The sequence below is a fragment of the Bradyrhizobium sp. Mp27 genome (assembly GCF_029953005.1).
GTDB classification, from domain to species: domain Bacteria; phylum Pseudomonadota; class Alphaproteobacteria; order Rhizobiales; family Xanthobacteraceae; genus Bradyrhizobium; species Bradyrhizobium barranii.
On sequence record NZ_JASAUS010000016.1, the window covers coordinates 26,607 to 39,073 of the forward strand.

A 12,467-nucleotide genomic window follows, 5' to 3' on the forward strand; every position below is an offset into this window, starting at 1 on the left:
GGCTAGAACTTCACCGTTGCCGACAGCGACACGCGGCGCGCATCGCCGATCGCGACGTTCAGATTGTTGACGGCTGAGGGATAATAGACGGTGTCGAACAGGTTCTTGACGTTGAGCTGATAGATCACCGGCGTGTTCTGGTATTTCGTCTCATAGGTCGCGAAAATATCGGCGACCACATAGGACGGCAAGAAGAAGCTGTTGATCGCATCACCGGGACGGTCGCCGACATAGCGCGCGCCGCCGCCGAGGCGGAGCTGGCCCGGCAAAGCTGTACCGAAATCATAGACCAGATAGAGCGAGGCCGTGTTCAGCGCGACGTTCTGCAGCTTCATGCCGTAGAGCGACCGATCTTCGGATGCCGTCACCCGCGCGTCGGTATAGCCATAGCTGCCGATCAGGGCCCAACGGTCGGTGAGCCTGCCGGTCACGTCCAGCTCGACGCCGCGCGAGCGGGCGCGGCCGACGGTATGGAGTTCCACCACGCCAGCGCTGTTCGTCTTCGTCGTCTGCACGTTCTTCTTGTCGAGATCGTAGATTGCGAGCGTACCAGAGATGCGCTTGTTCAGATCGAACTTCAGGCCGGTCTCGTATGACACGCCTTCTTCCGGCGCGACATTGGAATCGATCACGATGCCGATCGGCGCAATGGTCGAGTTGGGCTTCAGCGACTCGGTGTAGCTCGCATAGAGCGAGACTTCCTCGGTCAGCTTGAGAATGGCCCCGCCCAGGGGAAGCACCTTGTCTTGCGACACGTTGGTATTGGTGATGAACGGTTTCCCGCGCCCGGCGATCTGGTCGTAGTCCATGTAACGGACGCCGCCGACCAGCGCGAACCGTTCGGTGAGATGCAGGGTGTCCTGGAAGAACAGCGACCATTGGCCGAGCTTGTCGGTCTGTGCGCTATCGCTGTTCGACACCGTCGTGCCCGGTCCGACCAACCCGTAGATGGGATTGTAGACGTTGATGGCGGGAGTGGCCTGCCGGATCAGATTGTCGCGATAGATGGTGCGATACTGGCCGTCGCCGCCGAATACCACCTCGTTGCGCATATTGCCGAGCCAGAAGCTGCCGGAAATGTACGACGTTCCGTAGCTGGCATTGCTGAGCGAGCCTTGCGTGCCGTCATTGCTGCGCGTCTCGTTGCCGGTCGTGAAGTTGATGCCGGTGATGCGGAGCTGGTTGGCGCTGGAACTCTCGGTGTTGTAGCTGTAGCCGGCGTAGAGCTTCCAGTCCTGGTTGAAGCGGTGCTCGATCGAGGCCTGCATCAGGTCGGTCGTGCCCCAGGTATTGTTGAAGGGCTCGTCGAGCCGACGCGTGGACGGCACGGCCAGTGGCGCCTTGGTCACCGGATTGAACGCCGTGCCGCGATCGAACGGATAGATGAACTCGCGGTGCTCGTAGTTGAGCTGGACCGTGGTGTCCTGGCCGTACCAGGCCAGCGACGGCGCGACCAGCATCTCGCGATGACGGCCGAAATTCCGCCAGTAATCCTCGCTGACGCCGTAACCGATGAAGCGATAGGCAAGGCCCTGATCGCCGATCGGACCGGTAACGTCGAGCAGGCCGTCGGCGCCGGTTTTCGAGGCACTGAATGCCGAGCCGAGCAACGTGACCGAACCGTGCTGATAGAGCTCCGGCCGCTTGCTGATCGTGTTGACGATGCCGCCGGGATCCATGATGCCGTAGAGCAGCGAGGCCGGCCCCTTCAGAACCTCGACGCTTTCGACCGCGGGATTGAAGCTGCGGCCCTGCACCAGCGGCATGCCGTTGCGCATGATCGAACCGTCACGATTATCGCCGAAGCCGCGGCGGATCACCGCGTCCTGGCTGCCGGCGAGCGTGTTGGTCTGAGTGATGCCGGAGACGTTGATGAGCGCATCGTCGATGTTCCGCGGGAGCTGATCCTTCAACACCTGTTCAGGCACGATGTTGACCGCCTGCGAGGTATCGAGGGGCGAGGCGCCGCTGCGCAGTGTGGTCGAACTCGGCATCGCGCGGTAACCGAGCTTGGCAGCCTGCTGCGCGGCGGCCGCGACTGCTGCACGCTCCGATATTGTCGGCGCTGCGGGTGCGGGATTGGCATTGCGCTGGCGCGCAACGGTTTGCGCGCGGCGTTGGGACTGTTGTGACGCGCGGGCCGGCTTTGGCCGCTGCACCGGCGCTTCCACCGTCACCGGCGGCAGCGCCGATTGCGCCAGCGCACTTGTCGTGTTCGAGGGGGATTCGACGAGCAGCACCGCTGCGCCGAGGAGAAGACCTGCACGGCTCTTGCCGGCACGATGACGATGGCCGCTGACGCGCTGGCCATCCACGGGGGCACGCACTTTCATTCCACTTCAAGTCAAGAACATTGAAGTGTGCGCCTGTAACAGTCGGCGGGATCGAAGAGAACTGTAGGCGAGCTTGAATCGCTCTAGTGTTGAATTGTTCTAAGCGCATCAGCGCACTGAACGGCAATCACCGATTGACGTCGCTGTTATCGCGACACGCTGCGCGCGAATTTGCGGCAACGTGTCACGAAGGTTTTACATTTCACGCGATGGCAGGAGCAATCAGCTCGTCAATCTTTCGCTTGAGCGCCGCGCCATCGGACGAGGCACGGAACGGCGGGCGTACGCGCAGCCAGCCTGCGTCGCCCGTCTGTGCGGCGAGGATTGCCTTCAGCGTCGCAAGGAACGACGGCGTGTTCAGCACGACGTCGGTCGCGGCTTGCATGCGCGCCTCGACGTCCTTACCGTCAACCATGCCCTTGACCAGCTCGGGCACGACGTTGGCCATGCCGCAGATGGTGCCGGCGCCGCCGGCTGCGATCGCGCGAGTGATGTCGGCTTCGTTGCCGACGGTGATGGCGAGATCGGGAGCAGCACTACGGAACGCCTGGAACTGCTTGAAGTCGCCGCTGGAGTCCTTGAGGCCCGCAACGACCTTGCCGTAACGCTTGCGCAAGTTCGCAGCGACACCGGTCGGGATCGCAACGCCGGAGACCTGCGGGATGTGATAGAGCGAGGCGCGCAGGCGATCATCAGCGACGCCGTCGATGATCGCGGCAAACGCGTCCTCGATCCCCTCGGGCGAGACGCCGCGATCGAAGTAAGGCGGCAGATACAGCGCGTGACGCAGGCCGAGGCCGAGCATGGCGCGTGTCAGCGCGATGCTGTCGGTGATGGCGGGAAAGCCGCCGCCGACGCCGATGCGCTCGGGCGCGACGCCTGCCTTGAGCACGGCCTCGATGGTCGCGACACGCTCGGTGACATTGAAGGAGGTGCCCTCGCCGGTGGTGCCGAACAGCACGACGCCATCGACGCCCTTGCTGAAGAGCTGCCTGGCGTGAGCGGCGAGCTTGGCGGAGTCCACACTACCATCAGTCGCCAGCGGCGTCGCCGACGCCACCCAGAACCCGCGAATTGCCTCCGTCATCTCACCACCCATTGCTGCGGTCCCGGACTAAGCCTCTGATCTCGAACGATCTTAAGAGGCCTTCCGGGCCTTGTTTTTGCTTTACTTTTTATGTTGTACCTTACATACAAGACGGACGCAAATCCTTTCCACCATCACGGCGCGCATGAGACGCAGCCAGATTCCGAGGAGGTCTCGCATGAACATGGTGAGCCCCATTGAGCGTCCCGATCAGTTGCTCGGCGCCCTGCGCGACAAGCTCGGCGCGGCCGCCGTGCTTGTTGGCACCGAGGTGCCCGCGCGCAATTGCAACGACTGGAGCGCGAGCCTGCCGCAAACGCCGCTTGCGGTGATCCGACCGGTCGATGCGCAAGGCGTTGCCGATGCGATTGCGACCTGCCGGCAGGCGCGGCTGCCCTTCGTGCCGCAGGGTGGATTGACCGGGCTGTGCCGCGGCGCATCGCCCGAAGCAGGCTGGGTCGCGATCTCGCTCGAGCGCATGACCGGCATCGAGGAGATCGATCGGGCGTCAATGACGATGACGGTGAAATCGGGCACGCCGCTGGAGACGATCCAGAAGGCCGCCGACGAAGCCGGCTTCTTCTTTCCGCTCGATCTCGGCTCGCGCGGCTCCTGCGCGATCGGCGGCAATCTCTCCACCAATGCCGGCGGCAATCGCGTGATCCGCTACGGCATGACGCGCGAACTGGTGCTCGGCTTGGAGGTGGTGCTGCCCGACGGCACCATCATCACCAGCCTCAACAAGCTGATGAAGAACAACGCGGGCTATGATCTCAAGCATCTCTTCATCGGCTCCGAAGGCACGCTCGGCATCATCACCCGCGTGGTGTTGCGGCTGTTCCCGAAACCGCGCTCGACCATGGCGGCGCTGTGCGCGCTGAAGGACTATGCCGCGGTGATCGCCCTGCTCGATGCCGCGCGAAGCGGGCTCGGGCCGCTGCTGTCGGCGTTCGAAGTGATGTGGCCGGACTATTGGGACGTGATCACGACGCGCGCCGGCGTGAAGCCGCCGGTCGCGGCGGGCCACGGCCTTTACGTGCTCGTCGAGGCCCAAGGCACCGACGAGAGCCTGGATGCACCGCGCTTCCAGGCCTGGCTCGAAGAGCTGATGGAGCGCGGACTGCTCGCAGATGCCGCCGTGGCGCAATCGCTGGCGCAGACGCAGGCGTTCTGGCGCGTGCGCGACATCTGCGCCGAGTTCGGCCAGGTGCTGGGTCCGCACATCTCCTATGACATCGGGCTTGCGGTGGCGCGGATGGACGAGTTCGTCACCCGCTGCAAGGCCGCGCTCGCCTCCGGCATCAAGGGGTGCGAGAGCGTCTATTACGGCCATATCGGCGACGGCAATCTGCATCTCGTGTCCTGGGTCACCGGTCTTTCCGTCGAGCAGCAGCCGAAGGAAGAGATGGACGCGATCATCTACGGTCTGGTGCGCGAGCTGGGCGGCAGCGTCTCCGCCGAGCACGGCATCGGCACGCTGAAGAAGAAGTGGCTGGGCCATGCCAGGAGCGAAGCCGAGATCGCGTTGATGCGGACGCTGAAGGCCGCGCTCGATCCCGATCACCTGCTCAATCCCGGCAAGGTGATCTGAGACAGCAGATGCGAACGCTCAAGCTCGATACGCCGAAATCGCTGTCGCAGCGGGTGGTGCTGCGGCTGCGCCAGGCCATCATCGACGGCGAGTTCGCGCTTGGCGCCGCCATCTCCGAGGAGATGGTGGCGAACTCCTTCGGCGTCAGCCGCACGCCGGTGCGCGAGGCGATGGGCCAGCTGCAGGCGCAGGGCCTGGTCGTGATCCGGCCGCAGGTCGGCAGCTTCGTGTTCACGCCGAGCGCGGAGGACATCACCGCGCTCTGCACCTTTCGGATCGCGCTCGAGCCCAAGGCCGCCGGGCTCGCGTTTCGTCATGATCGCGACGGCGCGATTGCGACGGTGAGCGAGGCAATCGCGGCGATGGAGCCGGCGATCGCAGCGAAGGACAACATCGCCTATGGCCGCGCCGATGCGAGCTTTCACGAAGGGTTGTTCGCGCATTGCGGCAACCGCTATCTCATCGAATCCTACCAGCTCGTCTCGGGCCGCGTCGCCGCGCTGCGCACCAATCTGACGTCGCCGATCGACGTGCGCACCCGCTCGTCCTTCGACGAGCATCGCAAGCTGCTCGATCTGTTCGCGCGCGGCGAGTTCGCCGCCTTCGAAGCGCTGATGACGACCCACATCACCAATTCCGGCCTGGTCTACGCCAAGGCCTTGAAAGTGGAGGCCTTGAAAGTGGAGGCTCTGAAGGTGGACTGAGCGCTTCTACCGCGCGTCCTTCGATCCCGGCCTGTCCAGAAAATCCAGCGCGGTGTTGATCTGTTCGAGCTGGTGCTCGATCTTGTCGCGATCGTCGACCGACTGCGCCTTCTCGAGCTGTTCCACAAGCTTCTGCTTCCGTGACAACAAGTTCTCTATGACCGTACTCACAAGTCCCCCATCGCCCCGAAACGAAGCGTCGAGGCAGAATCCGGTTACGGCACTGGCGCCGGGATGGTCGGGGCGCGCGCGAGCGTGGCTCGCACCGGTCCCTTGATCAGAATGTTCGCGGAGGCGGTTGGTTCCTGCAGATGAACCACAACTCCGATCGATGGAACTATTTGCGCAGGCTCGCCCAGACCCCGCCGAGGATCAGCACACCGCCGAATAGATGGATCAGTTTTGGCGGTTCACCGAGAATTGCGAACGACAGCAGGGCGCTCGCGATCGGTCCGAGATAAAGCACGAGCGAGGTTCGGACCGAACCGAATTTGCCGCCGAGCCACGCAAAGCCGGCATAGGCGAGCAGCCCGGGAACGATCCCGGCGAAGACGTAAGCCGACACCGCTTTCGTGCTGAAGACCTGCGCCGGCATGGTCCACATCTCGATCAGCGCCTGCGGTAGCGAGAACAGCGCGCCGGCGCCTGCGAACAGGCTCATGCGCGCCAGCAGCGACGCCTTGGGCGCCGCGCGCGATTGCAGCAGCGTGTAGCCGGACCAGCCGAGCATCGCGATCACGACCAGGCCGTCGCCCGCTGCCGTCTCCAGTGCGAATAAGGTCTCCGGATGACCGCCGGAGATGATGAGCAAGGCGCCGGCAAGCGCAAGCGCTGTTCCGAGCCATTGCAGCGGGCCGACATGCTCGATGCCGAGCAACGCAGAGATCATCAGCACCGTGATCGGCGACAGCGCCATGATCAACGCGATGTGGATCGCCGTCGTCGAGATGCCCGCGGCATAGACCGGGCCTCCGCAGAGGAACATGCCCATGAAGCCGGCGGCGAGGATCGGCCAGATGTTCTTGCCAAGTGGCACGCGGCCGGCGCGGATTTCGGCGAATGCGATCGGCGCGAGCCCGATGGCAACGATGCTCCAGCGGAAGAAGGCGAGCGCGAAGGGCGGGACGGAGCCCGCGAGGCCCCGCGCCAGAATCTGATTTGAGGCCTGCGCGGTTGCCACGAGGATGAAGCCGATCAGCGCAACCGCACCGCGCCAGGCCTCGGTGGACGGCGCCGCGCCGGCGTCATCACCGCCGTCAGAAATTTCCTTGCCCATGGAGCAATCGGATATCCGATGTCGGCCGCGGTGAGAACCCTGAAGCCGGATCGCTGGTGTGCATAGGCGGCACGCGCACTGTTCCGGGCGGCGCGTCGGTGCGCGCCATGCGCAAGGCCTGGATCGAGGCGGCGCTGCTGGGCTCAACAGTGACCAATCTCCGCCTCGTCCAGGACGCCGTACGGATGGTCCACCAGCATGGCGGCGAGCCGGCCACGACTGCCGAGGTCCGGCAGGGGTTCGCGAACGGTTAATGCGCTCGCGCGGGCCGGTTTGCCCCTGGCGGAACCGCGATCTTTCACGCGTCCGTCGGTTGTATTCGTACGCCCGGAGTCCTATGCGTAGGCGCCATGAACACCCAGATCATCACCGCCGAAAAGCCCCTGATGGCGCAAGCGCGCCCGCGCAAGCCGGCGCCGTTCCTCCCGATGAGCCGCGCCGAGATGGATGCGCTCGGCTGGGACGCCTGCGACATCGTGCTGGTGACGGGCGATGCCTATGTCGACCATCCGAGCTTTGGCATGGCCATCATCGGCCGGCTGCTGGAGGCACAGGGCTTTCGGGTCGGCATCATCTCCCAACCCGACTGGCATTCGGCCGAGCCGTTCAAGGCGCTGGGCAAGCCAAAGGTGTTTTTTGGCGTCACCGGCGGCAACATGGATTCGATGGTGAACCGCTACACCGCGGACCGCCGCCTGCGCCATGACGATGCCTACACGGCGGGCGGCGAAGGCGGCAAGCGGCCGGACCGCTGCACCGTCGTCTACGCCCAGCGATGCCGCGAGGCGTTCAAGGATGTCCCGATCGTGCTCGGCGGCATCGAGGCCTCGCTGCGCCGGATCGCGCATTACGATTACTGGTCCGACAAGGTGCGCCGCTCGGTGCTGGCCGACGCCAAGGCCGACCTCTTGCTTTACGGCAATGCCGAGCGCGCCGTCGTAGAGGTGGCCAACCGTCTTGCCGCCGGCGAAGCACCGCGCGAGCTCAGCGACATCAGGGGCGTCGCGCTGTTCCGCCGCGTCCCGGAGGACTACAGCGAACTGCACGCCGACGATCTCGATTCCGCCGACGAGGGCGCAACGCGCCAGAAGGGTGCGACCGTCATCCGCCTGCCGGCGCTGGAGCAGGTCGAGCAGGACAAGGACGCCTATGCGCGCGCCTCGCGCGTGCTGCATCGTGAGAGCAATCCCGGCAATGCACGGCCGCTGGTGCAGCGCCACGGCGATCGCGACCTCTGGCTCAACCCGCCGCCGATCCCGCTCACCAGCGACGAGATGGACGCGGTCTACGACCTGCCCTATGCGCGCGCGCCGCATCCATCCTATGGCGACGCAAAGATCCCCGCCTGGGACATGATCAAGTTCTCGGTGACGATCATGCGCGGCTGCTTTGGCGGCTGCACCTTCTGCTCGATCACCGAGCACGAAGGCCGCATCATCCAGAACCGCTCGGAAGGCTCGATCCTGCGCGAGATCGAGAAGATCCGCGACAAGACGCCGGGCTTCACCGGCGTGATCTCCGACATCGGCGGCCCCACCGCCAACATGTACCGGATGGCGTGCAGGGATCCGAAGGTCGAGGCGGCGTGCCGCCGGCCGTCCTGCGTCTTCCCGGAGATCTGCCCGAACCTCAACACCTCGCACGACGATCTGATCCGGCTCTATCGCAAGGTGCGCGAGACCAAGGGCATCAAGAAGGTGATGGTCGCCTCCGGCGTGCGCTACGACCTCGCGGTCGAGAGCCCCGAATACATCAAGGAGCTCGTCACCCATCACGTCGGTGGCTATCTAAAGATCGCGCCCGAGCATACCGAGCGCGGCCCGCTCGACAAGATGATGAAGCCCGGCATCGGCGCCTACAACCAGTTCAAGCGGATGTTCGATGCCGCGGCCGAGCAGGCCGGCAAGAAATACTACCTGATCCCCTACTTCATCGCGGCGCATCCGGGCACGACCGACGAGGACATGATGAACCTCGCGCTCTGGCTCAAGAAGAATCGCTATCGCGCCGACCAGGTGCAGACCTTCCTGCCCTCGCCGATGGCGACCGCGACCGCGATGTACCACACCGGCGTCAACCCGCTGCGCGGCGTGCGCCGCGGCGGCAGCGACAAGGTCGAGGCGATCAAGGGCCTGCGCCAGCGCCGCCTGCACAAGGCGTTCCTGCGCTACCACGACCCCGACAACTGGCCGGTGCTGCGCGAGGCGCTGAAGGACATGGGCCGCGCCGATCTGATCGGCTCCCGCCCCGACCAGCTCGTCCCCGCGCACCAGCCCCCCGGCACCGGCAAGGCCGCCGGCACACGGCGCCCGGTCCGCCCCGGCGGCAAGACGCAGCGGTTCACGACCAAGGGCCTGCGGGTGATGAAGTAGCGGGCGAGAGCCGGATGAGATCCGGCTCAGCCCGCGGCTGTCGTGCCTCCAAAACAAAAATGTCGAAAACAACCCCATGCACAGTAGCCGGCATGAGCGGGATCAATGGCTTAGGCGGTCTGCAGAGACGTTGACCTGTCGGGCAAAACGGACGCGGGATGGCAACGAGCTCCTTACGCCCGCTCCGAAACCAGTTGACCTCGGCGCCATCATGTAACATGTAAAGTTACATGAAACGAGACAGCCGCTTGTCCGGCGCGCTCCACGTCCTGCTGCACATGGCGCAGCAGCCTGGCCCGTTCACCTCCGAGACACTTGCGAGGGCGATGGACACCAATCCGGTGGTGATCCGCCGTATCATGGCGGGGCTGCGGGACCTCGGCCAGGTCCGATCCGAGAAAGGGCACGGCGGCGGCTGGACGCTGGCTTGCGATCTTACGAAGGTGACGCTGCGCGACGTCTACATCGCGCTTGGCAGTCCTTCGCTTCTCGCCATGGGCAACCGGACGGAGTCGCCCGGCTGTCTCGTCGAGCAGGCGGTCAACGCCGCGCTCAATCGCGCCTTTGACGATGCAGAGGCACTGCTGCTGATGCGCTTTGGCGAGGTGACGCTCGCAATGCTGAGCGACGATCTGCGTCAGCGCCTCGGGTCCCGAAAACATCAAGGCATGAGCGTGCACGCGTGACGTGCTCCATTCAGCAAGGCAATATCGTGACTGACATTCAAAGCGCGTTCGCCGATCCGCAGATGGTGGCGAAATACACTGAGGGACCGCCGCGCTTCGTTCCCGGCTACAATGCGATGTTGTCGATGGCCGCGATCCTGCTGGCCGAGCGCTCGCCTGAAGACGCCCGGATACTGGCGCTCGGTGCCGGCGGCGGCCTCGAATTGAGGGCCTTCGCGCAGGCCCAGCCGCGCTGGACTTTCGATGGCGTGGATCCGTCCGCGGCGATGCTCGATCTGGCGACACAAACGCTGGGTCCGTTCGCATCGCGCGCGCATCTGCATCAAGGCTATATCGACGATGCACCGGCGGGACCGTTCGACGGCGCGACATGCCTTCTGACTTTGCACTTCGTCGATGTCGAGGAACGGCGTCGCATCGCCTCGGAAATCCACCGCCGCCTCAAGCCTGGTGCGGCATTCGTGGCAGCTCATTTCAGCATTCCTGACGGCGATGGTGAGCGGCCGCGCTGGCTCTCGCGCTATTCCGCGTTCCCGGCTGCATCCGGAGTCGAGCCCGACAAGGCGGCGGCCGCACGTCAAGCGGTCGATGGGCAATTGAGCATTCTGTCGCCCGCACGAGATGAAGCGATTTTGCGCGACGCCGGTTTTACCGACCCAACCCTATTCTACGCCGGCTTCACGTTCCGCGGTTGGGTGGCGTACGCCTGAGGCAAATCAACTGCACCGCTTTGCCGGGAGCTGGCGGTCTGCGCGGCGATTGTCAGCCTGCCGTTTCGCTCTCTGCACAAAGCGGCACCTCCGCCAAACGGCTCGCTTGCGAAGCAAAGTCTTCGAACGCTGCGACTGCGTCGCGCATGTTGTAGCAGCCGCGGCTGTCGAGCGACGAATCAACGCTGAGGTCGAACAGCTCCATCCAGAAGAGCGGGCTCTCGGGCAAGCCGCCCCCAAGCGCTTCGAACATGCTGATCTCGCAATCCCCGACCCGCTCGAGCGCAACCGTCCGGGAGCCATGGGCGATATGAGGAATTCCGAGCAACGTTCCGTAACCTCGTAAAATCTTCACGTTTATGGGCGGCACGACGCCGTCACTACTGGACATCAAGGCCATCGTAGCTTTCGGGGAAAGGGGCTGCCCCGACAACGCAAGACCAGTCTGAGGGCAGACAAGCGATTTAAGTCACAAGACCCCCGGTTTCTTGTTATCGTGAGCCAATAAGTTGATTTTTCATGCCGTGGTCACGATCGGCGAGCCCAAAGAGCGAGGCCCGCAGCAGCAACGACGAAAGGGTTCGGTGTGCCGGCTGCCCATTCGCCCCATCCCGAAACAATGCCCAGTGCGACCGGCGGAATCGCCCGCCTGGTTTGGGCACGCCTGCAGGACGCCGGCATCGAGGCGGACGGTCTGCTGTCCAGGGTCGGATTGACTCTCAAGCAGATCGAGGATCGCAAGGCGCGCCTGAGCGCCGAGAGCCAGATCAGGTTTCTGGAACTTGGGGCCGAGGCGTTGCAGGACGACAGCCTCGGCTTCCACCTGGCACGAGACTTCGACCTTCGTGAAATCGGCCTGCTCTATTACGTGGCAGCATCTTCTGGGACGATTGCCGAAGCCTTCGCAAAGGCCGAGCGCTATTGCCGTCTCGCCAACGAGGGGATTTCGCTGCGATTCGCCGCGAAAGAGATGACGATCACGCTGAAATATATCGGCGTGGAACGGCGCTCGGATCGGCACCAGATCGAATTCTGGCTGACCTCAATCATTCGCTTGAACCGCGCCCTGACCAATCGCCGCCTGATCCCGAGCCGACTCAAAATGGTACATCGCCGTCGAACGACGCCCACAGAGGTCAGGTCGTTCTTGGGGTGCGAGATCGAGTTCGGGTCCGATGTCGACGAGATCGCTTTCCCGGTATCCGTGGGGCCGATGCCAATCGAAAGCGCTGACCACTATCTGAACGATCTGCTGGTGACCTATTGCGAGCAGGCGCTCGCACACCGGAAATCCGGCGAAATCTCGCTCAGATCGAGCGTCGAGAATGCAATCGCCCCATTGCTCCCGCATCGTGAGGCACGGGTCGAAGAGATCGCCCGTCGACTGGGGATGAGTCATCGCACGCTGGTGCGGCGCCTCGCTTTGGAGGGACTGACCTTCAGTGGCATCCTCGACGAGATGAAGATCGACCTTGCCAAGAGCTATTTGAAGAAAGATGAACTGTCGATTTCACAAGCCGCGTGGCTCCTCGGCTACGGGGAAGTGAGCGCATTCACGCACGCCTTCAGGCGGTGGACCGGGGTGACGCCGAGACAATGGCGCGCCGCCGGCGATCCCAAGCACGCCGGTGGCCTCGACGATACGCCGCTTCGTGCAAAGCGCGCACGCGCGAACTCCTCCCGGAGCTGACAGAATACGGAAATGTTC

The 12,467-nt window shown here is 64.2% G+C and carries 12 protein-coding genes; 7 read left to right on the forward strand and 5 right to left on the reverse strand.

Annotation, left to right across the window (positions count from 1 at the left end; genetic code table 11):
* Positions 1–2: 2 nt before the first annotated feature.
* Positions 3–2,333: a TonB-dependent siderophore receptor gene (locus QJT78_RS12060; RefSeq protein ID WP_038952375.1), complete on the reverse strand. Its 2,331-nt coding sequence runs from the start codon at positions 2,331–2,333 to the stop codon at positions 3–5.
* A 202-nt stretch (positions 2,334–2,535) separates the two neighbouring features.
* The gene (locus tag QJT78_RS12065; RefSeq protein ID WP_281460238.1) at positions 2,536–3,420 is read right to left on the reverse strand and encodes a dihydrodipicolinate synthase family protein; all 885 of its coding nucleotides are present in this window, start codon (positions 3,418–3,420) and stop codon (positions 2,536–2,538) included.
* A 178-nt stretch (positions 3,421–3,598) separates the two neighbouring features.
* Here QJT78_RS12065 and QJT78_RS12070 point away from each other — a divergent pair, with 178 nt between their 5' ends.
* Complete coding sequence (locus QJT78_RS12070) at positions 3,599–5,011, forward strand: FAD-binding oxidoreductase (RefSeq protein ID WP_028148956.1); 1,413 nt, start codon at positions 3,599–3,601, stop codon at positions 5,009–5,011.
* Positions 5,012–5,019: 8 nt separating this feature from the next.
* Positions 5,020–5,715: a GntR family transcriptional regulator gene (locus QJT78_RS12075; RefSeq protein ID WP_028148957.1), complete on the forward strand. Its 696-nt coding sequence runs from the start codon at positions 5,020–5,022 to the stop codon at positions 5,713–5,715.
* A gap of 6 nt (positions 5,716–5,721) precedes the next feature.
* Here the strand turns inward: QJT78_RS12075 and QJT78_RS12080 are convergent, their stop codons facing one another.
* Entirely contained in the window at positions 5,722–5,862 is a 141-nt protein-coding gene (locus QJT78_RS12080; RefSeq protein ID WP_162136493.1) for a hypothetical protein, read from the reverse strand.
* Between the two features lie 190 nt (positions 5,863–6,052).
* Complete coding sequence (locus tag QJT78_RS12085; RefSeq protein WP_028148958.1) at positions 6,053–6,991, reverse strand: DMT family transporter; 939 nt, start codon at positions 6,989–6,991, stop codon at positions 6,053–6,055.
* A gap of 107 nt (positions 6,992–7,098) precedes the next feature.
* On the opposite strand from QJT78_RS12085, the gene QJT78_RS12090 reads away from it, so the two are divergent.
* The 4 genes from QJT78_RS12090 to QJT78_RS12105 all read left to right on the forward strand — a co-directional run bounded on the left by QJT78_RS12090 (position 7,099) and on the right by QJT78_RS12105 (position 10,759).
* Positions 7,099–7,245: a hypothetical protein gene (locus QJT78_RS12090; protein ID WP_155257780.1), complete on the forward strand. Its 147-nt coding sequence runs from the start codon at positions 7,099–7,101 to the stop codon at positions 7,243–7,245.
* Between the two features lie 96 nt (positions 7,246–7,341).
* Complete coding sequence (locus QJT78_RS12095) at positions 7,342–9,363, forward strand: YgiQ family radical SAM protein (protein WP_038943003.1); 2,022 nt, start codon at positions 7,342–7,344, stop codon at positions 9,361–9,363.
* Between the two features lie 230 nt (positions 9,364–9,593).
* Positions 9,594–10,049, forward strand: coding sequence for an Rrf2 family transcriptional regulator (locus tag QJT78_RS12100; RefSeq protein WP_028148961.1), 456 nt, complete (start codon positions 9,594–9,596; stop codon positions 10,047–10,049).
* Positions 10,046–10,759, forward strand: a complete 714-nt coding sequence (locus QJT78_RS12105; protein ID WP_080586553.1) for a class I SAM-dependent methyltransferase — start codon at positions 10,046–10,048, stop codon at positions 10,757–10,759. Before QJT78_RS12100 ends, QJT78_RS12105 begins: the two co-directional genes overlap by 4 nt.
* A 52-nt stretch (positions 10,760–10,811) precedes the next feature.
* Here QJT78_RS12105 and QJT78_RS12110 read toward each other — a convergent pair whose 3' ends face one another.
* Positions 10,812–11,159, reverse strand: a complete 348-nt coding sequence (locus QJT78_RS12110) for a hypothetical protein (protein ID WP_240537567.1) — start codon at positions 11,157–11,159, stop codon at positions 10,812–10,814.
* Positions 11,160–11,378: 219 nt separating this feature from the next.
* Between QJT78_RS12110 and QJT78_RS12115 the strand changes: the two genes are divergently transcribed.
* Complete coding sequence (locus QJT78_RS12115; protein ID WP_028148964.1) at positions 11,379–12,449, forward strand: AraC family transcriptional regulator; 1,071 nt, start codon at positions 11,379–11,381, stop codon at positions 12,447–12,449.
* The last annotated feature ends 18 nt before the right edge of the window (positions 12,450–12,467 follow it).